This window comes from Deinococcus arboris (genome assembly GCF_009755355.1).
In the GTDB taxonomy this organism is placed as follows: Bacteria; Deinococcota; Deinococci; order Deinococcales; family Deinococcaceae; genus Deinococcus; species Deinococcus betulae.
The window spans coordinates 22,290-47,257 of the sequence record NZ_WQLB01000001.1; the positions used below are offsets into that span (position 1 = coordinate 22,290).

The 24,968-nt window shown below is 65.5% G+C and carries 19 protein-coding genes; 5 read left to right on the top strand and 14 right to left on the bottom strand.

The window, feature by feature from the left end; genetic code table 11:
• Positions 1–19: 19 nt before the first annotated feature.
• Entirely contained in the window at positions 20–2,467 is a 2,448-nt protein-coding gene (gene lon, locus GO986_RS00170) for an endopeptidase La (RefSeq protein WP_157457214.1), read from the bottom strand.
• Positions 2,468–2,712: 245 nt separating this feature from the next.
• Between lon and GO986_RS00175 the strand changes: the two genes are divergently transcribed.
• Positions 2,713–3,801: an alpha/beta hydrolase gene (locus tag GO986_RS00175; RefSeq protein WP_157457215.1), complete on the top strand. Its 1,089-nt coding sequence runs from the start codon at positions 2,713–2,715 to the stop codon at positions 3,799–3,801.
• Here the strand turns inward: GO986_RS00175 and GO986_RS00180 are convergent.
• The 6 genes from GO986_RS00180 to GO986_RS00205 all read right to left on the bottom strand — a co-directional run bounded on the left by GO986_RS00180 (position 3,782) and on the right by GO986_RS00205 (position 8,592).
• Complete coding sequence (locus tag GO986_RS00180) at positions 3,782–4,591, bottom strand: hypothetical protein (protein ID WP_157457216.1); 810 nt, start codon at positions 4,589–4,591, stop codon at positions 3,782–3,784. The genes GO986_RS00175 and GO986_RS00180 overlap by 20 nt on opposite strands.
• A 109-nt stretch (positions 4,592–4,700) precedes the next feature.
• Positions 4,701–5,063, bottom strand: coding sequence for a hypothetical protein (locus GO986_RS00185; RefSeq protein ID WP_157457217.1), 363 nt, complete (start codon positions 5,061–5,063; stop codon positions 4,701–4,703).
• 243 nt (positions 5,064–5,306) lie between these two features.
• Complete coding sequence (locus GO986_RS00190) at positions 5,307–6,386, bottom strand: C39 family peptidase (RefSeq protein WP_157457218.1); 1,080 nt, start codon at positions 6,384–6,386, stop codon at positions 5,307–5,309.
• Positions 6,387–6,678: 292 nt separating this feature from the next.
• On the bottom strand, positions 6,679–7,182 hold the full coding sequence (locus GO986_RS00195) for an SRPBCC family protein (protein ID WP_157457219.1): 504 nt from the start codon (positions 7,180–7,182) through the stop codon (positions 6,679–6,681).
• Positions 7,166–7,516, bottom strand: coding sequence for an ArsR/SmtB family transcription factor (locus GO986_RS00200; protein WP_157457220.1), 351 nt, complete (start codon positions 7,514–7,516; stop codon positions 7,166–7,168). Before GO986_RS00200 ends, GO986_RS00195 begins: the two co-directional genes overlap by 17 nt.
• A gap of 65 nt (positions 7,517–7,581) precedes the next feature.
• Positions 7,582–8,592 carry an alpha/beta hydrolase gene (locus tag GO986_RS00205; RefSeq protein WP_157457221.1) on the bottom strand — a complete coding sequence of 337 codons (1,011 nt, stop codon included), beginning with the start codon at positions 8,590–8,592 and terminating at the stop codon, positions 7,582–7,584.
• A 329-nt stretch (positions 8,593–8,921) separates the two neighbouring features.
• On the opposite strand from GO986_RS00205, the gene GO986_RS00210 reads away from it, so the two are divergent.
• A complete protein-coding gene (locus GO986_RS00210; protein ID WP_157457222.1) occupies positions 8,922–9,806 on the top strand; it encodes an aldo/keto reductase in 885 nt (294 codons plus the stop codon).
• Between the two features lie 452 nt (positions 9,807–10,258).
• On the top strand, positions 10,259–11,329 hold the full coding sequence (locus tag GO986_RS00215) for a type III polyketide synthase (protein ID WP_157457223.1): 1,071 nt from the start codon (positions 10,259–10,261) through the stop codon (positions 11,327–11,329).
• Positions 11,330–11,551: 222 nt separating this feature from the next.
• Here GO986_RS00215 and GO986_RS00220 read toward each other — a convergent pair whose 3' ends face one another.
• From GO986_RS00220 to GO986_RS00230, 3 genes are all read right to left on the bottom strand, one after another.
• A complete protein-coding gene (locus GO986_RS00220) occupies positions 11,552–11,752 on the bottom strand; it encodes a hypothetical protein (protein WP_157457224.1) in 201 nt (66 codons plus the stop codon).
• A gap of 13 nt (positions 11,753–11,765) precedes the next feature.
• A complete protein-coding gene (locus GO986_RS00225) occupies positions 11,766–11,954 on the bottom strand; it encodes a hypothetical protein (RefSeq protein ID WP_157457225.1) in 189 nt (62 codons plus the stop codon).
• Between the two features lie 114 nt (positions 11,955–12,068).
• On the bottom strand, positions 12,069–12,875 hold the full coding sequence (locus GO986_RS00230) for a hypothetical protein (RefSeq protein WP_157457226.1): 807 nt from the start codon (positions 12,873–12,875) through the stop codon (positions 12,069–12,071).
• Between the two features lie 151 nt (positions 12,876–13,026).
• Here GO986_RS00230 and acnA point away from each other — a divergent pair, with 151 nt between their 5' ends.
• Complete coding sequence (acnA, locus tag GO986_RS00235) at positions 13,027–15,750, top strand: aconitate hydratase AcnA (protein WP_157457227.1); 2,724 nt, start codon at positions 13,027–13,029, stop codon at positions 15,748–15,750.
• 129 nt (positions 15,751–15,879) lie between these two features.
• On the opposite strand, the gene GO986_RS00240 is transcribed toward acnA, so the two are convergent.
• Positions 15,880–16,464 carry a Uma2 family endonuclease gene (locus GO986_RS00240; RefSeq protein WP_198170331.1) on the bottom strand — a complete coding sequence of 195 codons (585 nt, stop codon included), beginning with the start codon at positions 16,462–16,464 and terminating at the stop codon, positions 15,880–15,882.
• A 41-nt stretch (positions 16,465–16,505) separates the two neighbouring features.
• On the opposite strand from GO986_RS00240, the gene GO986_RS00245 reads away from it, so the two are divergent.
• Positions 16,506–16,838 (top strand): HNH endonuclease, encoded by a 333-nt coding sequence (locus tag GO986_RS00245; protein WP_157457229.1) that lies wholly within the window; start codon positions 16,506–16,508, stop codon positions 16,836–16,838.
• Between the two features lie 18 nt (positions 16,839–16,856).
• Here the strand turns inward: GO986_RS00245 and GO986_RS00250 are convergent, their stop codons facing one another.
• The 3 genes from GO986_RS00250 to GO986_RS00260 all read right to left on the bottom strand — a co-directional run bounded on the left by GO986_RS00250 (position 16,857) and on the right by GO986_RS00260 (position 24,804).
• Positions 16,857–22,121 carry a DNA repair ATPase gene (locus GO986_RS00250; RefSeq protein WP_157457230.1) on the bottom strand — a complete coding sequence of 1,755 codons (5,265 nt, stop codon included), beginning with the start codon at positions 22,119–22,121 and terminating at the stop codon, positions 16,857–16,859.
• A gap of 86 nt (positions 22,122–22,207) precedes the next feature.
• On the bottom strand, positions 22,208–24,196 hold the full coding sequence (locus GO986_RS00255) for a flotillin family protein (protein WP_157457231.1): 1,989 nt from the start codon (positions 24,194–24,196) through the stop codon (positions 22,208–22,210).
• 2 nt (positions 24,197–24,198) lie between these two features.
• On the bottom strand, positions 24,199–24,804 hold the full coding sequence (locus GO986_RS00260; protein ID WP_157457232.1) for a hypothetical protein: 606 nt from the start codon (positions 24,802–24,804) through the stop codon (positions 24,199–24,201).
• Between the last annotated feature and the right edge of the window lie 164 nt (positions 24,805–24,968).

Here is a 24,968-nt window from a genome sequence, read left to right on the forward strand (position 1 = left end):
GGTCAGAACTTCATTGTGTTTAGGCGCGGGCTTCGGTGCGGCGGCTCTTGCGCTTGGGGGCCGCGTCGGGCACCGGCAGGGCCGCCTGGCCATCACGCGGGGTCTCCAGGGCCTTCAGACCGCCCACCAGGGCCACGTCCAGCACCTGGTCCACCGTGTCGCAGGGGTGGAAGCTCATCGAACTGCGCAGGTGCAGCGGGATGTCGCGCAGGTCGCCTTCGTTCGCCTTGGGCAGGATGATGTGCTTGATGCCAGCGCGGCGGGCACCCAGCACCTTCTCCTTCAAGCCGCCGATGGGCAGGTAACGGCCGGTCAGGGTCATCTCGCCGGTCATGGCCACATCGTGGCGGGCGGGAATACCAGTAATGGCGCTGATCAGGCTGACGGCCATCGCGCCGCCTGCACTGGGGCCTTCCTTGGGAATGGCACCGGCCGGAACGTGCACGTGGATTTCGCTGTCATCAATGCGCGCCTTGTCAATGTGGAAGCGTTCGGCGTTCGCCTTGATGTAGGTCAGGGCTGCGCGGGCGCTTTCCTTCATCACGTCGCCCAGTTGGCCGGTTAGCACTAGGCCTTTGCCGGGGCTGGTGCTGGTTTCCACGAACAAGATGTCGCCGCCCACCGGGGTGTAGAACATGCCGGTGCTCACGCCGACCATGTCTTCCTTGCCTTCAGTTTCGGGGATGTGCCGGGCCTGACCCAGGTAACGGTCCAGTTCCTTGTCGGTCACTTTGACGCGCTTGACTTCCCCGGTGGCGATGCGGCGGGCGACCTTGCGGGCCACCGTGCCAATCTCGCGTTCCAGGTTGCGCACGCCGGCCTCGCGGGTGTAGTGCGAGATCAGCTTTTCCAGGGCGCTGTCGGTAAAGGCAATCTGGTTGGCCTTCAGGCCGTTGGCGATGAGCTGACGCGGCAGCAGGTAGCGCTTGGCGATTTCCAGCTTTTCCTGCTCGATGTAGCTGGAGAAGTCGATGACTTCCATGCGGTCCATCAGAGCCGGAGGAATCTGCTCGGGGTAGTTGGCCGTGGCGATGAACATGGCCTCGCTCAGATCAAACGGCACCCCCAGGTAGTGATCAGTAAAGTGCTGGTTCTGCGCGGGGTCCAGCACTTCCAGCAGCGCCGCTGAGGGGTCGCCCTGGTAGCTGCTGCCCAGCTTGTCTACCTCGTCCAGCAAAATGACGGGGTTCTTGGTGCCCGCGCTGCGGATGCCCTGAATCAGGCGGCCGGGCATGGCGCCGATATAGGTGCGGCGGTGACCGCGAATGTCCGACTCGTCACGCGCGCCGCCCAGGGCGATGCGCACGTACTTGCGGCCCAGCGCCTTGGCGATGCTCTGCGCGATGCTGGTCTTACCCACGCCGGGAGGGCCCGTGAAGACCAGAATGGGTCCCTTGTTGACGTCTTCGGCGCTCAGTTCACCGCGCTCAGCGCGTTCCTTGCGCAGGCGGCGCACGGCCAGGAACTCCAGCACGCGGTCCTTGACCTTTTCCAGGCCGTAGTGGTCGTCATCCAGAATCTGTGAGGCCTGGCCCACATCCAACTGGTCATCGCTGCGGGTGTTCCAGGGCAGCTCGGTGACCCAGGTCAGGTAGGTGCGGATAACGCTGGCTTCGGCCGCGTCGGGGTGCATGCGTGCCAGGCGATTGACCTCGCGGTCCAGATCCTTGCGCACCTCGGGCTTCAGCTCTAGGGCGTCCAGCTTGGCGCGGAAGGCCTCGGCTTCGTCACCTTCGTCGCCGTCCTCACCGCCCTGCAGTTCTTTCTGAATAACCTTCATCTGCTCGCGCAGGTAGTATTCGCGCTGGTTCTTGTCGATCTCTTCTTTGACCTGCGCGCGAATCTTCGCCTGCACCGCCTGCACTTCCTGCTCGGTGTCCAGCAGCGTCAGCAGCTTGCGCACGCGGCCCGTCAGGCCCGCCTGTTCCAGCAGCGCCTGCTTGTCTTCCAGCTTAAAGTCGAGGTTGAAAGCGATGTGATCGGCCATCTCACCGATGTCGTCCTTGGCCTGGATGGTCTGGACGTTCTCGGCGCTGATCTTGCCGTTCTGGGCAATGGTGTCAAAGCGCTCGCGCAGTTCGCGGCTCAGGGCTTGCAACTCGACGGGGTTGTCGGTTTCGGCAGTCAGGGGGGTGATGTCAGCCGTCAGGTAATCGCCGCGCCGGTAGTTGGTGGCCTGCACGCGGGCCACTGCCGACACCAGCATCTGCACGGTGCCATCGGGGTTCTTGCGCACGCGCAGCACGTTGCAGGCCGTGCCCACGTCATACAGGTCGGCGCCCTTGGGGTCATCCACATCCTTGTCCTTCTGGGACACGATCAGGATCACCTTTTCGCCGGCCATGGCGGCTTCAATGGCACCAATAGACAGCGAGCGGCTGGCGTCAATGTGCTGCACCATGGTCGGGTAAATCACGCTGCCACGAACCGGGCAGACGGGGACATTCTGGGGAAGGGGGGTGGGCATGGTCGGAACTCCTTTGGCCCGGGTGGGTCGTGACGAGAGCGGGTTCCTGAAAATGCAAAACCAGGAAACTTGAGTGCAAGTATATCAAGTTTAACGGGTGGGGACAAGTGCGGCGGCGCCTGGGCGCGGACCTAACAAAACTCGTTCTCCACGACAAAAGCCTAGCGCTCAGCACCTGACACAACCCTCACGCGAAGCTGACGCAGCCTTGAACAATTGCCGGGCAGACCTGCCAGACTGGCCCCATGCCCCGCGTGGTGTTTCGTCTCATTCTTCCCCCTGGCTCGCCACCGGCCCAGACACTGTTTCTGACTGGTGACCACCGGGGCTGGAGCAGTGACCCCGAAGGCTGGACGTTTACTGCGGCGGGCGAGCTTACCGCCGACCTGCCTATGGGGGCGCTGACCGGCGTAAAGGTGCGCGCCCAGCACTCTGACGGAACAGTGACAGAAGAGGGAGACGCCTGGGGAGGCCGAGCCCCGGCGCACAAGATCGTGGTGAATAGCGAGACCGTGATCCAGCTGGCGGTTGCGGGCTGGCAGGATACGCGCGCTGGTCAAGGCCGCCCCTCCCGCAGCGCCCCACCACGCGAGGCCATCATGCTGGCGGCCCCCTGGGGCGACCAGGCCGTGCAGCTGTGGTGGCCAGCCGGGCATGACACTGGCCCCTTGCCCCTGCTGATTCTGCATGACGGTCAGAACGTCTTTGACGAGGAACCAACTTTTGCGGGCGAAAGCTGGGACGCGGCGGGCGCGGCGCAGGCGCTGGCTGAGGCAGGTCTCCCCTGCCGCATCGCCGCCCTGCCGGTGGGGGACGACCGCAGCCGCCTCTATGTGCCTTTTCCTTTTGAACTGAACGGTTTCGTGTCGGGGGCGGACGACTACGCGGATTGGGTCAAAGGGACATTGTTGCCAGCCCTACACGCGCGCTTTGGCCCAGTCTCTGCCCAGCACACGGCGCTGGCGGGGTCCTCATTTGGTGGACTCATCACCGCCTACTGCGGGCTGCGCGACCCCGGCACCTACGGGACGCTGGGGGTCCTGAGCCCGGCGGTCTGGCCCGCCGACTTTGAATTCTTGCGCTGGTGGCAGGGCCGCCGAGATCCCCAGGCCCGCGTGTGGCTGGACATGGGCGACCATGAGGGCAGCAGTCTGGCCAGCGCCGCCGAGACCGTTGCCCTAGCCCAGACGCTGGCCGAGACCCTACGGCCCCAAGTGCAGGAGGTTCAGTTTGTGGTGGGCGGAGGCCACTGGCACGACGAAGCGGCGTGGCGCACCCGCCTGCCGGACTTCCTGCGCTGGTGGCTGGACGGCCTTACCCCCCTGAGCCCTTGAACGCCCGCAGCAACGCACCTCGTTCAGCCAGCGCCTGCTGAAACAGGGCCTGCTGAAAGGCTTTGGCGTCGTTCACACTGCGTCCTCCAGCGACCTCGGGGCGGGCCGGTTTGACGGCCGGCGCCAGACCTCCAAACCGCCGTGCTCGGAACATGCCGGGATGTTCCTCGAACACGGCGGTTACGTTCGCCGGAAGCCGGGCCAGGTGGGCGGCAAACACCTGCTCCTGGGCAAGTTCGACGTGGGCGGCGGCTGGGCCCAGTTCACTCAGCAGCCGGTCCATCAGGGCAAACACAGCCGCGGCGTAGGCATCGACCTCGGCGCGGGTGGGCAGGGCGCCCCGGTGAATCACGCGGTTGCGAAAGTCGGTGCCCAGCCCAGCCGGCGTCAGGAAATCCGGCTCGCGGCCCTGACGCAGCAGGTAGGCCAGGGCGAACATGCCCAGTTGCCGCTCGGACTGGCTGGCCACATGCCGCCAGGTGCCGTCCAGCGCCCCCTGAGCGAGGCTGAAATCGCGGTCGGTGTTCGCCGCCTGTTCCAGCGTGAAAGCCCGGACATAAAACTCGAAAAATCGTTCCAGCGCCGCTGCAAAACTGGCCACGGCCTCGCGGGCGTACCCGTCCATCAGGGCACGGGTGCCCAGATCAAACAGCACCTCAAAGCGCTGCTTGCGCAGAAACACATAGGACCGCGCCCCGCACTGCACGCAGGTCACGTCATGGACGCCGCTTTCCGTAAAGGCCACGCGGTTGGCGTGTCCGCAGGCCGGGCAGGGGGTGGGAAAGTCCATGCGGGGGAGTTTAAGGCGAGAGAAGGGCAGTGACGTCAGGTGCGGGTGTAGATGGTCACATCACTGCTCGTTGCCCCCATTAAGGGCTGTAGGCCAAGCAGGAGCCTATTCACGACTCACTGGAGAGGAGGGCGCGGAGTCGATGCACCTCTGCCAACAATGCAGGCACATCTTCTCGCGCATGAGCGATGAAAATCGCATTGTCGTCACAAGCGTCCTGGTATGCCAGGCGCGGGTATTGAAGACAGGTAATAGCAACCACAGACTCGTCGTCAATATCCCCCTCTACTAAGAGTCTGCGACCTCGCCCATCATCAAGGTAAAGCCCGACGTCACTGAGCTTGCCCCGCGCCTGAAGCCCAACGTAAACAGCTCCCTGGTAAAGCTGATCGTCCGTCACCACTGGAAACCAGGGACCAGGAGTGGTGCGATGTATACGGTCCGCAATGGCGGTCAGCTCTTCATCTGTCATAGAACGCAGTCTGACGGACCCTTGGCCCACACGTTTTCTATGTGTGTTTGGCAATTCAGCACTCCCCGGCCCTGCCCCGACATCGGCAGCAGCAAATCAGTGCCTGGCGTGAAGCCGCCCACAACCCGTGGCTGCTGATGAGGGAGTTGAGCAGTGAGGGGGGGCATGTCTCTGCAACCCTAGAGTTTGGGTTCTTGCATAGGAAGAACCCTTTCTTCAGTTGTGGGGCTACGTTGCCCATCCCTACGGCAACGCCACACTCTTAGACGCAATCACATACGCCAGGCCGCCACTGTGGGTCAGCCACAGTTTTTCAAAGGCGGCGCGGGGGTAGGTGCGGCGCACGCCCGCATCGGTGGGGGCGGCGGGGTCATTCAGCACCGGGTTGCCCTGGGCGTCAAACCCCACGAGCACCATCAGGTGCCCGCTGCTGGTGGGCAGGGCGGCGCCGGGCAACTCGCCGGCACCCCAGCCCAGGCTGACGGCCAGCGGCACCCCCACCGCCACGAAGCGCTCGGCCTGGGCCAGGTTAGGCAGGCGCGTGACGAACGCGCGCAGGCCAAAGCTGCCAGCGTAGGCGGTGTTAAAGGGCCAGTTGCCGGTGCCGTCGTAGGCGCGGTCAAAGGTGGCCGCCGCCGCCTGGGGGACCGTGACCTGAATGCCCTGGTGCGCCAGAAGCATGCTGACGCTGGTGGGGCTGCACCAGACCTCGCCGCCGTTTGGGTACAGCATCTGCGAGCGCGCCGGCACGTTCAGCACCTTGCCCCAGAGGGCGCGGTCGCCGGGCGTCCCCAGCCCCGAGGCCCGCCGCGCCCGGTCTGAGGTGTTGAAGGCCAGGAGGCTGACCCCAGTGCCCGCACCCCGCAGGGTCACCCGGTACTGAAAAGTGGCCGCCTTACCCCTGAGCCGCAGGGTATCGGTCAGCATCTGGCCAGCGGCGTCCTGCTGGCCGCCTAGGCTACTGCGGTCGCCCGCGCTGCTCCAGGTGCCAAAGCTGAAGTAGCGCGTCCAGGTGTTCCCCATCCGCGCCCGCACCTCCAGGCTGACGCTGCCGCGCCCAGGGGTTACGGCATTCCATGAAGGCACGAGTTCGTCAAAGGCAGGGGCCATCAGCGGCGCCGACGTATACGTGCCACTGGTGGCCCCAGTGCTGACCTGAAGGCCGCCCGGACTGAGCGTGACCCCGCGCGCCTCACCGGCGGCCCAGTCGGCGGGGCGTTCGTGAATCAGGGTGGTGGACGCAGGATAGGTCATGGTCAGGGCCTCCGCGCTGCCCAGGCACAGCAGAGGCACTGCCAGAAACAGGGTTAGAAATGGTCGCATGGTGCTGCGCGCATGATGCCGCGCCGGGTGGGGCGGGAGGATGAGGGCGGACAGCCCGGCCACAGCGTCTGGCCGACGACGCTCAGCCCAGACTCCAGAGGCACCTGCGGTGATGGCCCAGCGTGACTCTGAACTGGGTGAAACAGGTCGTGGTGTCCAGAGCGCCGTGAAGCTGATGTGGAAGGCACCTTCAGCTCTTCCCAACGCCCTTACCGCAGAACCCAGAGCGGTTGAGGGGAGAAACCTCAACCGCTCTGGCGCGAACGCCCCTCAGGGGAGCAGCCAGCCCCAGTCACGCCAGAGACAGCGCCACGTCGTCCAGCCAGGCCAGGGTCTTTTGCATGCCCGTTTCCATCCCAGAATGCAGGTGGGCGTCACGGTCCGCTTGCGCCGCGTGCTGCACGAGGATGGTCAGGCGGGTGCCGTTGCCATGCGGCGCAAAGGTCACGGTGTTCAGCGCCCCTTCACTGTCCGGCATCCCCTCGTAGATCTCGGTGGCCACCAACCGGGTTTCCGGCACAATTTCGCGGTACACGCCATGAAAGCCGACCTCCTGGCCGCCCGCTGTCACCATCACGTAGCGCCAGCGGCCACCCACCTGCAGGTCAATCTCGGCGTGGGTGGTCTGGCCCATGTCGGCACTCCACCAGCGGCGCACCAGGTCTGGCGTCGTCCAGGCGCGGTAGACCAGAGCCAGCGGGGCCGCGAAGTCGCGGGTGATGAGAATGTCAGTGGTTGAAGGCAGGGTGACTTCGGCACGGGTCTCGGGGGCGCGGCGTTCAGGCAGGGTCGTCATGGTCTTCTTCCTCCGTCAGAGTGGCAAGAACGGCGTCCAGGCGGTCCAGGCGCCCAGACCACAGCGCGGCGTAAGCCTGCACCCAGTCGTGCAGGGGGCGCAGCGCTGGGCCATGCACGCGGTACAGCCGCCGCACGCCGTCGTCCCGGACGCGAACGGCGTCCACGTCCCGCAGCACCTTCAGGTGCTTGGAGACCAGCGGTTGCGACAGCCCCAGCGCCTGCGCCAGCTCACCCACAGAGCGCTCGCCGCCGGCCAGCAGGTCCAGCAGCTGCCGCCGCCGGGGTTCGGCCACGGCACTGAACACATCGCTGTCGGCAGTGGCTCGGGGCATGGCTCATTATATAACTATATGGTTATATAAGCAAGCGCCCGAGAAGAGGGTGAACTTATCCCTCCTTACCCGCTGCCCTGGAGAAACAGCAGCGCCTCGGGCAGCGCCTCGCGCCAGGTCACCCAGTTGTGACCGCTGGGGTACTCGCGGTACTGTTGGGCCACCCCGGCCTCGGCCAGCAGGGCGGCCATGCGGCGGTTGGGCCCAGTCAGCCACTCCAGCACCCCGGTATCCAGGCTGACGCTGAGGTGGGTGGGCGGCGCCCCCCGCAGGGTGTCCAGCAGCCACTCGCCCGCGCCCACCGTGTCAATCACGCCCTCCCGCGTGGCCCCTGGCCGGGCGATGAACGCCCCGCTGTGACTGGCCACCCGCGAAAACAGATCCGGGTGCTGCGCGCCCAGAAACAGGCTCGTCAGCCCGCCCAGGCTGGCGCCCCACAGCCCGCGCACCGAGGGGGTCAGCAGCTTTCCCTCCACGCGCGGCATGACCTCTTGTGTCAGGAAATCCAGATAGCGGGCGTTGACGTAATACTCCTCGTTGCGGTCGCCCGGTTCCACGAACACGAAGGCGGCCGGCGCGGTCAGCCCTGCTTCCAGGGCGCGGTCGGCCACGTCGCCCAGCTTGCCAGTGCGGTAAAACGCCACCCCGTCCTGCACGTAGTACACCGGCAGCGCGGTGCCCGGCTGGTGCCCATGCGGGGTGTACACGATGGCCCGGCGGGTGCCGGGAAACACCTCACCTTCCCAGGTCAGGCGGTGCCCGGTGCCCTTCAGGCGCGCTTCGGGGGCCAGCCACAGCGGATGCCGCGCGTAGGCGCCCACCACCGCCGCGCGTGGGTAGGGCCACCAGGGATTCAGGGATTTTTGAGGATTGTCGGGGTCAGCAAAAGCCTCGCCCGCCGCATTGACCCAGGCATATTCCACCCAGGCGCCGCGCGGGAGCCGCAGCGTCAGAGGCTGCCCGCCCACCACGGGCAGTGGGTCGCGCTTGCGCCAGTCAGTCATGTCACCAATCAAACCCACCGCACCTGCTGGGGGCGTAAACGTCACGTTCTGTCCCTGCACCGAAACCGCCATAGGGGCGATTGTAGGGGCCAGCGGGGCTGCCCGGCAGTCTCTACCAGAGTGCCGACTCAAAACTTCAGGGCCGTCAGCCTGGCGCAGCGATGACCCACTCTGTTCCTTACTGGTCTTCAACTTATGCAAGAAAAAGCTCTGGCGGCGCCTCTCCAACTTGCCTTGAACGCCAAGGCGGCCTGGAGCACGGGTCGTGGCGTTGACAGTCATGACTGCCAGCCACAAGGGCTTTCATGCCCTCCTGTCTTTCCTCCACGCCTGGATTAAAGAGAGGTTCAGGGCCAGCCTTGCGGGCGCAGGCGCACAATACCCGCTGGAGGCAAGACATCATGACCAAGAATCTGACCGCCGCTCACAGCGGCACTTTCAAGATTGGCGGCGACCTGAGCGTCAACCGACTGGGCTTTGGGGCGATGCGCGTCACGGGCGAGGGCATCTGGGGCGACCCCAGCGACCTGCAGGGCGCGCTGGAAACCCTGCGCCTATTACCCGAACTGGGCGTGAACTTTATTGACACGGCCGACAGCTACGGCCCGGCGGTCAGCGAGGAACTGCTGCGCCAAGCCCTGCACCCCTACGACGAGGTGGTCATTGCCACCAAGGGGGGCCTGACCCGCACTGGACCCAACGCCTGGCACGCGGTGGGGCGCCCCGAGTACCTCAAGCAGCAGGCGCACCTGAGCCGCCGCCGCCTGGGCGTGGAGCGCATTGACCTGTGGCAACTGCACCGCATAGATCCGAAAGTGCCGCGCGATGAGCAGTTTGGCGCCATTCGGGAACTGATCGACGAGGGCGTCATTCGGCACGCAGGCCTGTCCGAGGTGAGCGTGGAAGAGATTCAGGCGGCGCAGCAGGTCTTTCCGGTGGCCACCGTCCAGAACCTCTACAACCTCGTCAACCGCAAGAGCGAGGCCGTGGTGACCTACTGCGCCGCAGAAGGCATCGGCTTTATTCCCTGGTATCCGCTGGCAGCCGGCGGCCTGGCGCGGCCCGGCAGTGTGCTGGCCGAGGTAGCGACGCGCCTCAGCGCCTCCCCCTCGCAGGTGGCGCTGGCCTGGGTACTGCGCCGCAGTCCCGTGATGCTGCCCATCCCCGGAACCGGCAAGGCCAAACACCTGCGCGAGAACGTGGCTGCCGCCGAACTAACGCTCTCGGATGAGGATTTTCAGGCGCTGGACGAGGTGGGCCGCCAGGAGTGGGCGAAAGAAGCGTAAACTAGCAATCACTGAAAGGGCCGCACATAGAGGTGCGGCCTTTTTTCTGGTGAGCGATGCAGTAAACGTAATCAGGGGCAGGAGGCGAGACGCGAGACCCCGGAGCCTCAGCCAGCAGGGTTTCTGGCCCCCGTTAGGGCACCATTCTCCAAGTTCATCTGCCTCCTGGCTCCTCTGTGGCAGCAGATCGCTTGTTCAGGACAGCTGAGGCCAAGTGGATGACCCGCACCAGGACGACAAATTCAGGCCAGGGCAGGACGACACCACCAGCAACCCTGTCAGGCATGGCCTTTTTTTACGTCTGCCGCCCCACTTGACTGTCGGAAGGAGTCAGAACAGAGCGGTCTGCCCCTTCTTGGCCGATTCTTCTGTCCTCTCGCCTGGACTCCCAGGGTTTGCTGAAGGCTAGTAGGGACTTGCTGCACCATCGGCCATAGCCCAGAGGCGCCAGAATGCCCGGCATGACGGCTCCTGTTTTTCTGCGCGCCCTGGTCACAGGCACGCCTCCGCATCAGGTGCCCCAGACCCAGGTACAGGCAGCGGCCCGCAGCCTCTTTCCCCGCATGGCGGCGCGCCCTGGTCTGCTGGACATATTCACCAACGCCCAGATCCAGACCCGCAGCCTGGCCCAGCCCCTGGACTGGTATCTGCAGCCCCGCAGTTTTCAGGAGCGCAACGCCGCGTTTGTGCAGGAAGCCCGCGTCCTGAGCGTGCGGCTGGCCGGGCAGGCGCTCACAGAAGCCGGGCTGGCCCCAACCGACATAGACGCCGTGGTGTTTGTCAACACCAGCGGGATCAGTGCGCCCAGCTTGGACGCCCACCTGGTAGAAGCGCTGGGCCTGAGCCGGCACACCGTTCGGCTGCCGGTCTGGGGCCTGGGGTGCGCGGGCGGCGCGGCGGGACTGGCGCGGGCGGCCGATCTCGTCAGAGCCGGCCACCGCCGCGTCCTGCTGGTCGCGGCCGAGCTGTGCAGCCTGACCCTGCTTCACGGCGATGAATCCAAGAGCAACTTCGTAGGCACGGCACTCTTTTCGGATGGCGCTGCCGCCGCCGTGTTGACAGCGGCCGACGTGCCTGGTCCTGCCCCCCTGGCCGAGATATGCGGCGCCTATTCCAGCCTGATTGAAGACAGCGAAGACATCATGGGCTGGGATGTGGTGGACGAGGGACTGAAAGTGCGTTTCAGCCGCGATATTCCTACGCTGGTGCGCGGCATGATGCGGGACAATGTTCAGGAGGCGCTTGCGGCCCACGGCTGGACACGGGATGAGGTCGATACCTTTGTGGTTCACCCTGGCGGCGTCAAGGTCTTGACGGCCTTTGAGGAGGCTTTAGACCTGCCCCCTGGCACTCTGGACGACAGCCGTACCGTCCTGCGCGACCACGGCAATATGAGCGGCGCCACTGTGCTGTTCGTACTGGCTGAAACGCTCAAGCGGCGCCCGTCTGGCCTAGCTCTCTTGACCGCAATGGGGCCAGGTTTCAGCGCCGAGCATGTGCTGCTGCGCTTTTCAGAGACGTGAAAGGGGGACGACGCCGTTCAGGCGGGGCAAGCTATCTGACTGGCACACCTCTCTCCCATTCTTGGGGCTTGCTCTGAGTAGAAAGAGGTCGGCCTCTAACTCTACTTTCTTTCTCAGGAGTGGCAGCTCAATTTGGAAGCGCTTGAAGCGACCCATGATTCCACTCCATCAGACAAAAAAAGGCCGCTGGCGTCATACCAGCGGCCCTCCTGCTGTCCCGTCTTACATCTGGTCGTCTGGCCTAGCCTTGTCCGGCGTGGTGCCGTCTGAGTTGAGGCCCGCTGTGGCGTCGTCAAACGCCTCCGGGGTGACATCGGTGCCGCCCTGGGCTTCCGGCCGTGGGTCGGTGGTGTTGCTCAGCTGCTCGCCCTGCGACACGCCGGCATTCGGGTCTGTGCTGCTGCCTGGTCTGCCTTCGCCCATGTCCACGCCTCCCTTATCGCCTAATGGTCTGAGGCTGCGCGCCGTCCATCTCGCCCGTGACTTCCTTGGGCGTCTGGTCAACCTGCTGGGCGTGGTCTTTCATGCCCTGGTCCTGAATGCCCTTGATGTCGCTCAGATCATTGGTGTCTTTACTGCCGCCCTCGGGGTGGCTGGGGTGAGCCTTATCATCGTGCTGGGTCATACACACCTCCGGTGAAAGGGTTGGATGTCGCTGGAGCCCCAGCCTAAGACGGGTCCATGAACCGCTGGCCTGGGTCAGCTTCATGCAGGGTTGGCGTTTGCTGGCGCTGCGTCTCTAGCCTGCGATTTCCTGCACCAGCGACAGCACCGCTTTTTTCAGAGTGGCGGCACTTTGCCCCTCGGCCAGGACCTCGCCGGTTGCGCCGTCCATCACGCGGGCCTGCACCCTGGCCTTCTCACCGCCCGGCTCCAGGACCAGTTCCAGCCGCTGCCCTGGCCCCAGCGCCTGCGCGGCGTAGGTCAGGCACCACTCAGCCCAGTTGACGGCTTCTGGCTTGGGCGCGCTGGCTTTGGCCTCCTGCTTCTCGCGGTAAGCCTGGGTCTTTTGTTCGGCGTGGGTACGGGCGACTTCAAAGCGCTGCGGCACACTGAGCGAATCAAACGGCACCTCGTCGCCGCTGTCGGGGTGATGGACGGTGGTGTCCGGCGCCAGCTTTTTGACCACGCCTGCCATGATGCGCAGTTCGGCAGCCGGCGGGGCGTCCTCCCAGGGAGCCGTTTCGGCGGCGTCCTCCACCAACCGGGCCACCACGCGCTGCTGCTCGGGCTCCAGTTCAGTGATGACCCGCGCGGCGGCCTTCATGGCGCGCGCCTGCCGCTCGGTTTGAGGCTGCACCCCAATGGGCGCTAAGACGTTGGCGACTTCGGCCGCTTCGATCAGGCGGCCCGCCTGGGGCAGCGAGAAGCCCCAGCGCTCTTGCAAGTAGGTTTCAAAGGAATCGTGCGTGGCGCGGTAAAAGGCGTTGTCGCGGATGTCCGAAAGGGCCTGGCCCGTGCGCTGAAAGTCACGCAGGCCGTCCCGCACCGTCTGTTCTAGGGCCTTCAGACGGGCCGATTCGTGGGGTTCGAGGGAAAGCGTCATGGCCTCTCAGGGTAGGACACGGGGGTATATTGTTGTCCCCAGAGTGGTTACATTCGGCGGACAAGCGTGCCTGGCCGGGTAACGCCCGCCCACACGCGCGGGACGTATGATGGAGACACCGCCCCGCAGTGGGCAAGGAGGAAACACACTCATGGCGATGAATCTCTTTGGAACGCGCGACGTTCTGACCACGCAAAGCGGCCGGACGCTGTACTTTTACAACCTCAACAAGCTTCAGGAGCAGGGTCACGACATCAGCAAGCTGCCGGTGTCCATCAAGGTGCTGCTCGAAAGCGTGCTGCGCGAAGCCAACGACTACGACGTGCGCCGCGAGGACGTGGCGACGGTGGCCGGCTGGAAGCCCGTGAACGAGGAGGTCGAGATTCCCTTTAAGCCGGCCCGCGTCATCCTGCAGGACTTTACCGGCGTGCCCGCCGTGGTGGACCTGGCCGCCATGCGCAGCGCCATGGTCAAGCTGGGCGGCGACCCCAAGAAAATTAACCCTCTGATTCCCGTAGACCTCGTGATTGACCACTCGGTGCAGGTGGACGAGTTCGGCACGGACTTTGCGCTGGCCAACAACATGGCCCTGGAATTCGAGCGCAACCGCGAGCGCTACGAGTTCCTCCGCTGGGGCCAGCAGGCCTTTGACAACTTTGGCGTGGTGCCGCCCGCCAGCGGCATCGTTCACCAGGTCAACCTGGAGTACCTGGCCAAGGGCGTGCAGAGCCGCCCCGAATCGGTCGACGGCGACGACGGCGTGGTCGTCTACCCCGACAGCCTGGTGGGCACGGATAGCCACACCACCATGATCAACGGCCTCGGCATCGTGGGCTGGGGCGTCGGCGGCATTGAAGCCGAAGCCGTCATGCTGGGCCAGCCGATCTACATGCTGATGCCCGAAGTTATCGGCTTTAAGATCACGGGCGCCATGCCCGAAGGCGCCACCGCCACCGACCTGGCGCTGCGCGTGACCGAAATGCTGCGCGCCAAGGGCGTGGTGGGCAAGTTCGTGGAATTCTACGGCGCCGGCCTGAGCAACATGACCCTGCCCGACCGCGCGACCATTGCCAACATGGCTCCCGAATACGGCGCCACCATGGGCTTTTTTCCGGTGGACGACGAGGCGCTGCGCTACCTGCGCCGCACCGGCCGCCTGGAAACGGAAGTCGAATTGGTCGAGCAGTACTACAAGGCCCAGGGCATGTACCGCACCGACGAGACGCCTGACCCCGTCTTCACCGACAACATCGAGCTGGACCTGAGCACCATCGTGCCCAGCCTGGCCGGCCCCAAGCGCCCCCAGGACCGCGTCAACTTGTCCGACATGCACACCGTCTTTGCCGAGGCGCTGACCGCCCCCGTCAAGGCGCGCGGCTTTGAACTGGGCGACAGCAAACTGGCGGCCCAGGGCACGATTGGCGGCACCGACATCCAGATTGGGCACGGCGCGGTCACGCTGGCCTCTATCACCTCCTGCACCAACACCAGCAACCCCAGCGTGCTGATCGCCGCTGGTCTAGTCGCCAAGAAGGCCGTCGAACTGGGCCTGAAGAGCAAGCCCTGGGTCAAGACCAGCCTGGCGCCCGGCAGCCGCGTGGTGACGGAATATCTGGAAGCGGCCGGGCTGCAAAGCTACCTGGATCAGATCGGCTTTAACACCGTGGGCTACGGCTGCATGACCTGCATCGGCAACTCGGGGCCCCTGCCCGAGCCTGTCGTGGAGGCCATCACCGAGGGCGATCTGGTGGTCGCCAGCGTGCTGTCGGGCAACCGCAACTTTGAAGGTCGCGTCAACCCGCACATCAAGGCCAACTACCTCGCCAGCCCTCCCCTGGTCGTGGCCTACGCGCTGGCCGGCACGGTCGTGAACGACATCGTGAATGACCAGATTGGCACGGATCAGAGTGGCCAGGCCGTCTACCTGAAAGACATCTGGCCCACCGCCGCCGAGATTCAGACGGTCATGGACAGCGCCATCAACGCCGAGATGTTTAAGAAGGTTTACGACGGCATTGAGAAGAGCAACCAGGACTGGAACGCCATTCCCGTGTCGGAAGGCGCGCTGTACAACTGGAACGCCGACAGCACGTACATCCAGAACCCGCCCTTCTTCGACAACCTGGCGGGCGGCCCCAGCGACATCGTGAGTATTGAAGGCGCCCGCGCGCTGGTGAAGGTCGGCGACAGCGTCACCACCGACCACATCAGCCCCGCCGGGTCTTTTAAGGCTGACACCCCCGCTGGCCGCTTCCTGACCGAGCGCGGCATTGCGCCCAAGGATTTCAACTCATATGGCAGCCGGCGCGGCAACGACCGCATCATGACGCGCGGCACCTTTGCCAACATTCGCCTGAAGAACCAGCTGGCCCCCGGCACCGAAGGTGGCTTTACCACCGACTACACCACCGACACCGTCAGCAGCATCTATGACGCCAGTGTCAACTACAAAGCGAGCAACATTCCGCTGGTGATCTTCGCGGGCAAAGACTACGGCATGGGCTCCAGCCGCGACTGGGCCGCTAAAGGCACCTTCCTGCTAGGCGTCAAGGCCGTCATCGCCGAGAGCTTTGAGCGTATTCACCGCTCCAACCTGGTGGGCATGGGTGTGCTACCGCTGCAGTACAAAAACGGCGAGAGTGCCGAGTCCCTGGGCATCGTGGGCGACGAAACCTTCGACGTGCTGCTGCCCGGCGATCTGAAGCCCCGTCAGGACGTAAGCCTGCGCATTACCAAGGACGGCCAGAGCCGCATCGTCACTGTGCAGTGCCGAATTGATACCCCGGTCGAGATTGACTATTACAAGAACGGCGGCATCCTGCAAACGGTGCTGCGCAGCATCCTGGAACGCAGCAAGAACGAAGTTCAGGCGTAAACAAACAAGTCAAAGGCCCCTTCCTGCTTAGGAGGGGGTTTTCTATTCGGCATTTGGTGCTGTTCCGGAAACCCAACTCATTCCTTGGGCCGATTCTGAACAGGTAGGCGTGGACTTCGAGCCGAACCTTCAGAGTCTGACGCCGTCATAAATCTCGTCCAGTGAGAGGGGCAGGTCCACGCAAGGGAGCGTGACTTGGCCTCCTCCTTCGGCATATTCCTCGCGCCAGCCCTCAGCCTCTCGCCGGTACAGACGAGCGGCGCGGGCGGCGGTGTCCACCAGCAGGTAGCCCTGCAAGCTGGACAGACTTTGGTACGCCCACACCTTTTCCCGCCGGTCTGTGTCCTGCGTGCTTCGGCTGAGCACTTCCGCAATCAGGCAGGGGGCCTGGGCGTACCGGGCGTCGCCTGGCAGGTCTTCACAGGTCAGAACGATATCGGGGTAATAATATCGCGTCCCTGACAGGTCGCCCCGCACCCGCATATCGCTGGCATACACCTGACAGCCTCGCTGGCGGGCCGGACGGTGGAGCGCCGCAATGAGGTTGGTGCAAATCAAGCCGTGGTTGCTGGTGGCTCCTGCCTGCGCCGTCAGCCCGTCCTGGCTGTGCAGGGCATAGACGAATCCATCCACATACTCCCGCTTGAACGGACTGGCCTCCTCCGTTCGCAGATACTCAGCCTCGCTGATTTTTTTCAGGGGCGAATCCGTCACAGGCCCAGTGTACCCAGGGCCGCCCGCGCTATGGTACCGAGATGGGTCGGAAAGAACGGGCGCAGGCAAGCTGGGTTGAGGACGAGCAGACAGAGCCGCAGGACACCTGCGTGCTGTGTGGACGTGAAGGCGAGATGACCGACCACCACCTGATTCCCAAATCCCAGGGTCGGCGGCAAGGTGTAAGACTGGGTGAAATTCCCACAGTCAAGATGTGTGCAGCCTGCCAGGGCTTTCTGAGCAAGACTTTCAGCAATGCGGAGCTGGCGAACGAACTGAATACCGTTGAGGCTATCCTGGCGCGCGAAGAAGTGCAGAAGTTTGTGAAATGGGTGCAGAAGCAGCCGCTCAGCCGAGGCGTGCGGGTGCACTAACCACAGGGCTGACGCCCACTATTCACTTGAGTCGTGACGGCCGGCCTGGGGCAGCACGCCCGGCACCCCCCGCACCACGTTTTGCCGCTTGCGAATCACATCCACCAGTTCGTAAATCGCGGCGTTGGTCTGATCCTGCTGCTGGGTGGTGGCGGCCAGGCTGGACAGCAAGGGGGCAATGGCCGCCCGCAAAGGCGCTTCTTCAGAGGGCGCCAGAGCAGGCGGCATGCTCTCTGGCCGGGCCCGAAGCCTCCGCAACAACTCCTCTAACAATGGGGCCAGGCCGTCACGCAGGGCAGCAGACACCCCGTCAGAGAGTGAGACGGCGGGCGCCTGCAGTGTCCCCAGCCCCTGCACCCCCTGGGCAATATCGGCCAATTGCGCCACCAGGCGGGCTCCGGTGTCGGCGTCCTCGCCGCCCATCGCCTTATTCCGCAGAAAGTCAGCCTTGATCTGGGCCCAGCGCGCGGCCTGTTCGGGGGTGAGGGTACCGCGCAGCTCGGCCAGCTTCAGCAGATTTTCTTCAGCGCCAGTGGTCAGCAGCTGTGCTTCGCCCTGGTAGTGGTCACTGACCGTCTGGGCCACCTCGACGTCCGTCATCACGGCGCGCACCTTTTCGGCCAGCTTGTTCATGTTGCGGTAACTGCCCTGCAGCTTAAAGGGTGGCTCGGTGCGGTAACGGTCATCCTGCGCGGCGCTGGCGATGTAGGCGGCATTCACCCGCGCCAGCACGTCCCGCACCGTGATGAGGTGGCGCAGCGTCCCTACCAGCTCCTGCACTTCGGCAGCGCTGTAGGCGTGCGAAAGGTTGTTGGTGCTGACCTCCTTGCCCTGCGCGCGGTCTGCCAGCAGGTACAGGTCGGCCAGGTCGCGGGTGGCGAGGGGCGCCAGCACCGGGTTGCTGGTCAGGCTGTTTTCCAGGTATGACAGGGCAAAAGCGTCCTCCATGCCGCCCAGCACGTCACCCAGGTTGTAGATGTCGGCGCGGTTGGCCAGCATGTCAGGGATCTTGAAGACCTCACCGAATTCGGTATAAGGATTACCGGCCATCACCACGGCAAACTTGCGGCCACGCAGGTCATACGTTTTCGTCTCGCCCTGCCACACGCCTTCTATGCGGCGGGTGCCGTCGGTCAGCGAGATGAACTTTTGCAGAAATTCAGGGTGGGTGTGCTGAATGTCGTCCACGTACAGCATGACGTTGCTGCCCATTTCCAGCGCCAGATTCAGCCGTTCCAGTTCCTGCCGGCTGCCTGCGTCGGGCGCCTGGGCCGGGTCCAATGAACGCACTTCATGGCCCAGGCTGGGGCCATTGACCCGCACGAACACCAGCCCCAGGCGGTGGGCCACGTATTCCATCAGGGTGGTTTTTCCGTAGCCAGGCGGCGAAATCAGCATCAGCAGGCCCATCAGATCGCTGCGTTTGCCCTCGCCCGCCGTGCCCATCTGCTTGGCGAGGTTGTCGCCGATCAGGGGCAGATAGACCTCCTGAATCAGGCGGTTGCGCACGAACGAGGTCAGAGGCCGGGCCTGAAATTCGCTGAGGCGCAGGCGCGCCCGTTCCTGGGCGGCGACCTCCTGCCGCACCGCCCGATACCGCTGGAACCCCGGAACAAATTCGTGACGGTGGGCGTGCAGCCGCGCCAGAAAGTCGTCTGCCGCCAGGGTCAGGGTGCCGGCCTTGATGCGGGGGTGCTCGCTCAGGAGACCCTTGACCTCGGCGGTCAGAGCCACGTCGCGCACCACAGCGTGCAGCGCCTCGCCAACCAGGCGCAGCGCCGCCGCTTCGGGAACAGTGCGGGCGTGGCTTGTCCACCCAGGCGCAGCGGTCAGGGCGCCCAGCCAGTGATTGACCAGCGCCCAGCGGCCGGCCAGGTCAGCCGCCAGTCGGTCCAGCGAGGCCTGAAAGGTGCCGTCCAAGTCAGCTGCGCGCAGGCGGTCGTCGAGGGCAGCGTTCAGGTCGGCGGCGGCGCGGGAAAAGCCCAGGGCCGGCTCAGGCTGTGCCAGTTCATCGCGGAGGTAGTCCGCCGCCTGGGCCACCTGCGCCGGGGTGTGAGGCAGACCGGCCCCAGTCAGATAGGCCTCTATCTCGGCGCCCAGTGTGAGGGCCGCGTCGTCCAGGGCCATGCGGCTGGCCAGCAAGCGGTGCAGCGCATGGGCGTTGGCAAAACGGGCCTGCCAGTCGGCGTGGCGCTCCGGGACTGCTGCCCAGTAGGCCGCCGCCAGGGCGCGGGCGTGGGGCGGGTGAATCAGCGGGCCGGCCGCCGCCAGCAGCGGCAACAGTGCCCCCAGAATCCGGGCCGCGTCGTGGTCGTGAATGCCCTTTTCGTAGCCTTCGCGGTAGCGCGGCGCCGCAAAGGCAGCCACCGTGCGCGCCCGGTCCCCGGGGCTCTGGGCGCGCACCTGCTCCAGACTCAGCCCTTCCTGGCCTGTCTGCGCGGCCAGCAGCACCTCGCCCGCCAGATACTCGGCCCGGCTGAAGGCGGGCGATTCCGAGGCCAGCGTGACCGGCCAGAACGCGCGGAGTTCGTCCAGCGCCGCACTGCGCAGCGGCTGCAGGTAGTCGGTGCCCGTCAGGTGAACCGCCAGGCCGTCCCCCCGCGGCAGCAGGGTCAGGTCCAGGGGCTGGGTGTTCACGCTAAAGCGGTGGCGGCCCAGGCGAACGACGCTCCCACCCGCCTCGAACAGCTCGGTTCGGTCGCGCAGGGCCCGCACCGCTTGGTCACGGGCCGCTTTCAGGCGGGCGTCCAGATCGTCGGCCTTGACGGTGTCTTTCAGGTCGCGCAGGCGGCCGGCCAGGTCACGCACCTTCAGAATCAGGGGGTCGCCCGCAAAAAAGGCGTTCAGGTCTTCGGGGGTGCCCAGGCGGGCGGTGCGCCCTTCCAGGCCCGCCAGAATGCGGCTGGCAGCGTCATGCACACTCTGGGCGCGGCGCTGGCGCTCGTCCAGCAGGGCCTGACGGTGGGTGTCAAAGGCCGACTGCGTGTCCTCTCGCTTACTCAGAATGTCGGGCAGGAAGTCCTCGAACTCGCCAAACTGGCCTTCCAATTCTTCCAGGCTGACAAGCAGGCGGGCCAGCCCTTCTTCGGCCTTTTCGGGCGTGGTGGCCAGGCTCAGAGCGCTGGCGACCGCCTGCCCATACAGGCTGAGCTGAGCGGCAAACTGCGCGGTCCGCTCGCCAGCACCCAGGGCCCGGCGCTTGTGCTCGGCCCGCACGCGGGTCTGGTTGACGCGGGCGTACAGGCCAGATATCGCCTCCACCACCCGCGTGCGCTCGGCGGCGTCTTCGACCCTCAGGGTCGTCAACAGCTCGGAGAGCAGGTCCAGGTCGGCCGCGAGGGTGCCCAGACCCGTCAGCGCACCCCTCAGCGCACTGGTGGTCTCGGCTGCGTCCGCCTGGGCCGCCAGCGTGTCTAGTGCGGCGCCGAGCGGCACCAGCGCTGTCTCGCCAGCCAGGAATGTACCCGTCGCCTGTCCGGTGCGGGCGTGGGCCTCCTGCACCTCGGCAACCATCCTGTCCAGGGCCGCCGGATCGGCGTAGCGGCGTTCGCGCACAGTCAGCAGGCGCCCGCGCAGGGCCGTCAGGGCGTTCAGGGCGTCCACGTACTCGGCAATCTGGGTCCAGGCGCTGGGGTCCAGGCGGCCCAGCAGGGCGCGGTGCTCGGCCTGCACCTCGGCCAATGCCGCTTCGGTGGCGGCGCGCAGACTCTGCACCTTCTCAAACTCGTCCAGCACCGCCTCGGCCGTGCCCACGATCTTGTGCAGCAGCGTGTGCAGGCCGCCTGTCTGGGCGTCGTCAATCCAGTGATGCCCGTCAAAGAGGCGCCGGGTGTCCTGGGTCAGGCGCTCGTAGCGCGCGGCGCTGACTTCGGGATAGTCCAGTTCCTTGACCAGTTCGTACAGATCCGAGATGGCCCGGACCAGTTCGGCGTTGCCCAGCCGGCCCAGAAAGCTGGTGCCGGGTGGGCGGCTGGCCGCGAACACGTCACTGACAAAGGGGGTCTGCCACACCTGCATGGGGTGAATGCGCGTCGCCTCGTTCGTTTCGGCGTGAAACAGCACCATGCGCCCGTCGGGCAACTGCGCCCAGCCGTGCGCGAAGATGGGCGGCTGCACCTCCCGGCGAATCAGGTTGTACACCAGCAGCGCGGAGAGGCCACTGTCCTGCTCGGTAAAGACATACAGCACGTCCTCGCCGTTGGGCGAACGGACCACGCGGCTCAGGCTCATGCCGGCCATGCCCGCGTCAAAGGCGCGGTGGTCGCCCCCCTGCAGGAAATACCCACCGGGAAAGATCAGGCCGTGATCTTCGGGCAAACTGACGCAGGCCTGGGCCACCGCGTCGCGGCGCGTGACCTGGCGGGTCAGGGGGTTGTAGATCAGGCCGCGCCAGACCTGTTCGCGGTAGGGCAGCACCCGCAGCAGAATGAGGGACCCCACCTGCGCAAACTCGAAGGTCGCGTCGTCCAGGGACTGGGTGGCGTCCTCGACGGGTTCGCTGTAGATGCCCTGGCCGGTTTCGGTGTTGTTTTCCACCTTGACCGTCAGGTCGCCGCCACTGGTTTCCACGAACAGCGTGTCCAGAATGTTCAGGTGCGGGTGGCGCCCACTGACCTCCAGGTCACGCCCGGCGCGGGTCCAGGCAAAGTCGAAGGGAGCGGGCAGCGTCAGGTCGCGCTCGCCGCGCGCGTCCAGGTAGGTGGCCCCGCCGCCCTGTGCCAGCGCCCAGCGAAAGACCCGGCGGTCGGTCGCGCGCTCCCCCATCTGAAAGGCCGCCAGCAGCTTGTCGTCCTGCACGGCCAGGTCCAGCAGGCGCGCGTTCTTGTAGTAGGCGTACAGTTCCTCGAAATCACGCACGAAGGCCGGGTCGTCTAAAAAGGTCCCAGCCAGGGCCACCGGCTCCACGTCGTACCCGCCGCCCACCTCAACCAGGCGGTAGAGGCCAAACACGTCAGCCACGCGCGTCTGGGCTTTGAGGCCTAGGAAGACGTTGAAGCCGAACAGCAGCCACTCCCCCACCTGCACAATATCCCGCCCCACACTATTGTGTTCGGTCTGCACCCGCACGCGCCCCAGCAGGGCCAGGCGACTGTCGCCAAATTCCGCCAAGCGACTGGCATTGAGGGTGTCTGTCAGGGCGCGCAGCCCACCGCTCTGGGTCTGAAGGCGCCGGCGCAGCACCTCGTAGGCGCCGCCCTCGGCAACGGCCTGGTCAATGGTGGGCTGAGCCGAGGGGGCCAGGTCGGTGGGAACAGTGGGCACAGGGGCGCTGGCATCGGTCATGGCAAGAACCTCAAAAGGCAGGGCGGGGAACAGTCCGTCAAGGGGCCAGACCGCTGGGCGGCTGCCTGGCCCTGGACGGTAAAGGCTTACGCCTGGCTGCTGGGGCGTGATGGTCCGTTCGCGCCGCTGCTGGCGGCTGGCACGTTCACCCCGAAGCGGTTCAGGACACTCTGGACCAGCGGGCTTTTCTGGGTAAAGCCTTCCACGGCCTTGCCCAGCGACAGGGCCTTACTCAGCGCCTCAAACATGCCGCCCTCGCCGCCCACCAGGTCAATCTTGGCGCCGCGCAGGGCGCTGGCGATCACTTCGGCATTTTCCTTGCTGATGGCCTTGCCGGCTTCAATGGACGCCAGGGCCTGCTGCAGGCTGGTATCCAGGGCCATACGGTATTCCTCGTGGCTGCGGGCCTCGGGGCTCATCTGACCCATGGCGCCAAACTTGCCGGTCAGGCCCTCAGCCTCGGCGGTCATCTTTTTCAGGGTGGCGGCGGCTTCGGCCAGGCCCAGGGCTTCAGTGGCGCTGGCCCGCGCCTGACCCATCCGGGTCTCGCCCTCGGCCTGGGCGCTCAGGCGCTCGGAGAGCACGCGGGCGTCGGCGCTGCCCTGCTTGTACTGGGCTTCGGCCTTGGCCTCCATGACGCGGGCTTCGGCGGCGCCCACCTTCTCAATGGCGGCGGCGCTGGCTTCCTGCACGCGGGCCTGGGCCAGCCCCGGCGCGGCCTGCTCGGCCTGAGCGGCCTCGGCCAGCAGTTTCTTGGCATCGGCCTGGCGACTGGCAGCGTCAAATTCAGCCTGGGCCCGCGTAGTCAGTTCCGCCGCGCGGGACCGGGCCGCAGTTTCGGCGGCCTCAGCGGCCTTGATTTCCTTGACCAGCATTTCCTGGGCACTGGCCTCGGCCGCCAGCACGCGCACCTGCTTGGCGCGGTCAGCGGCGCTCACCTCGCGCACCTCGTTGATCCGCTCCTCTTCCTGGGCCACCGTCTTGTCAATGGCGATGCGCTCGCGGGTGATGTTGGCCACGTCCATGACGCCCTGTTCCACAGCCTTGTCGCGCTCGACTTCCTGCAGCTTGACCTCGCGGTCGGTGGTGACGGCTTCCATCTTGGCGGCGCGGGCCACGCGCTCGGCTTCAATCGAGACGGCGCGCCGGCGGTTTTGCTCGGCGACTTCCACCTGCCGCTGGCGTTCCTGCTCGCGGATTTCCACCTGCTCGGTGGTCTGAATCCGGGCCTGCTCGGCGATGAGGCGCTGCTCCTCTTTCACCTTTTCGGTCTCGGCGCGCTCGCGGGCCTGAATGGTCTCGATTTCGCGCTGCTGACGGGCCACCGCCTCGGCCTGCTGACGTTCCAGGGCCAGGGTGGCTTCGCGGGTTTCCACATTTTTCTTGGTGACGGCCAGCCGCTCGTTCTGTTCCAGCTCGTTGGTCACGACATTTTGCGCGGCCGTCAGCTGGGTGATCTTGCGAATGCCCTCGGCGTCCATGATGTTGTTCTGGTCCAGCATGGCTTTGGGCGTCTGCTCCAGGTAGTCAATCGCCACGTCTTCCAGCACGTAGCCGTTGAGGTCACGGCCAATCACGTTGACCACGGCGTCGCGGAATTCCTCGCGCTTTTCGAACAGCTCGATAAAGTCAAACTTCTTGCCCACCGTTTTCAGCGCTTCACTAAATTTGGCGTTAAACAGCTCGTCCACGGCCTTGTGGTCGCTGGCCCGGCCCGCGCCAATCGCCTTGGCCACCTTCAGCACGTCTTCGGGGGTTTCGTTAACCCGCAGGTAGTAGGCCACCGTGATGTCGGCGCGAATGTTGTCTTTGCAGATCAGGCCCTCTTTACCCCGGCGGTCCACCTGCAGGGTAATCAGGCTGATGCGCATGCTTTCGGCTTTGTACAGCACGGGCACGACCAGCGCGCCGGTAAAGCGCACCTTGGGCCGCGCCGAGAGGTCGTTGACAATCAGGGCCGTGCCCTGCTCTACCTTGACGTAAAAAGCGCGCACCATCCCCACCAGCACCAGCAGGACGACAAAGAAGACCCCGAGGCCGATGAGGAAAGGAAGGATGAGGGACAGGTCAGGCATGGTCAGACTCCTTGAGAGTGAGGGGACAGGGCGACTTGATAGGTATGAGCGGCCGGGTCGTAGGCCAGCAGCACGACGCGCTGACCCCGCAGCGGCTGATCTGGAGGCAGGGCGCGGGCTTCCAGAATCAGGCCCGCGCCGCCGTCCTCGACCTGCACCCGGCCCGACACCGCGTCCACCACCGCCGAGGCCACCGTGCCCACCCGGCCCACAAAGTCGGCTGAGGCCAGAGGCGCGGCCTGCGCGGCCAGACGGCGCAGGGGCCGCAGCAGCACGGAGGTCAGCCCAGTGGCCAGCACCAGCGACGCCGCCAGCATGAAAACGCCCGCGCCGTAACGCCAGGCAGCGGGCAATTCGGACAGCACCAGCAGGTGCGCGAGGTAGGTGCCCAACCAGCCGGTCACCGCCAACACGGTGAACACCAGCAGGCCCGGCACACCGCCCAGACCCAGCCGGGCCAGAAGCCCTGCGCCAGCCTCTCCGCCCCCCAGGCTGCCTTCATCCAGTGTCCCCAGCGCCACCAGACCCCAGGTCAGTAGGCAGGCAACCAGCGCGGCGCTCCACAGCACTGTCGGGAAGGTCAGCGCCGTGGTCAGGAAAGCACTCAAAGGAGACTCCACAGAGCCTGACGGGCAGGCATGTCGCGCAGGCAAGCGGCAGAGGGACAATCCACAGCCCGCATCTGCCCGGAGAAGAGGAGGCACAGTGGACTCATGTCTCTCACTACGACTTCACTCCGCCTAAAGTTGCGGGGCGCGGCAACCTTCAGGTG

Bases quoted from the DNA above. Each gene is read 5' to 3' on its own strand.
- lon (WP_157457214.1), bottom strand. From the start codon at position 2,467: ATGCCCACCCCCCTTCCCCAGAATGTCCCCGTCTGCCCGGTTCGTGGC.
- GO986_RS00175 (WP_157457215.1), top strand. From the start codon at position 2,713: ATGCCCCGCGTGGTGTTTCGTCTCATTCTTCCCCCTGGCTCGCCACCG.
- GO986_RS00180 (WP_157457216.1), bottom strand. From the start codon at position 4,591: ATGGACTTTCCCACCCCCTGCCCGGCCTGCGGACACGCCAACCGCGTG.
- GO986_RS00185 (WP_157457217.1), bottom strand. From the start codon at position 5,063: ATGACAGATGAAGAGCTGACCGCCATTGCGGACCGTATACATCGCACC.
- GO986_RS00190 (WP_157457218.1), bottom strand. From the start codon at position 6,386: ATGCGACCATTTCTAACCCTGTTTCTGGCAGTGCCTCTGCTGTGCCTG.
- GO986_RS00195 (WP_157457219.1), bottom strand. From the start codon at position 7,182: ATGACGACCCTGCCTGAACGCCGCGCCCCCGAGACCCGTGCCGAAGTC.
- GO986_RS00200 (WP_157457220.1), bottom strand. From the start codon at position 7,516: ATGCCCCGAGCCACTGCCGACAGCGATGTGTTCAGTGCCGTGGCCGAA.
- GO986_RS00205 (WP_157457221.1), bottom strand. From the start codon at position 8,592: ATGGCGGTTTCGGTGCAGGGACAGAACGTGACGTTTACGCCCCCAGCA.
- GO986_RS00210 (WP_157457222.1), top strand. From the start codon at position 8,922: ATGACCAAGAATCTGACCGCCGCTCACAGCGGCACTTTCAAGATTGGC.
- GO986_RS00215 (WP_157457223.1), top strand. From the start codon at position 10,259: ATGCCCGGCATGACGGCTCCTGTTTTTCTGCGCGCCCTGGTCACAGGC.
- GO986_RS00220 (WP_157457224.1), bottom strand. From the start codon at position 11,752: ATGGGCGAAGGCAGACCAGGCAGCAGCACAGACCCGAATGCCGGCGTG.
- GO986_RS00225 (WP_157457225.1), bottom strand. From the start codon at position 11,954: ATGACCCAGCACGATGATAAGGCTCACCCCAGCCACCCCGAGGGCGGC.
- GO986_RS00230 (WP_157457226.1), bottom strand. From the start codon at position 12,875: ATGACGCTTTCCCTCGAACCCCACGAATCGGCCCGTCTGAAGGCCCTA.
- acnA (WP_157457227.1), top strand. From the start codon at position 13,027: ATGGCGATGAATCTCTTTGGAACGCGCGACGTTCTGACCACGCAAAGC.
- GO986_RS00245 (WP_157457229.1), top strand. From the start codon at position 16,506: ATGGGTCGGAAAGAACGGGCGCAGGCAAGCTGGGTTGAGGACGAGCAG.
- GO986_RS00250 (WP_157457230.1), bottom strand. From the start codon at position 22,121: ATGACCGATGCCAGCGCCCCTGTGCCCACTGTTCCCACCGACCTGGCC.
- GO986_RS00255 (WP_157457231.1), bottom strand. From the start codon at position 24,196: ATGCCTGACCTGTCCCTCATCCTTCCTTTCCTCATCGGCCTCGGGGTC.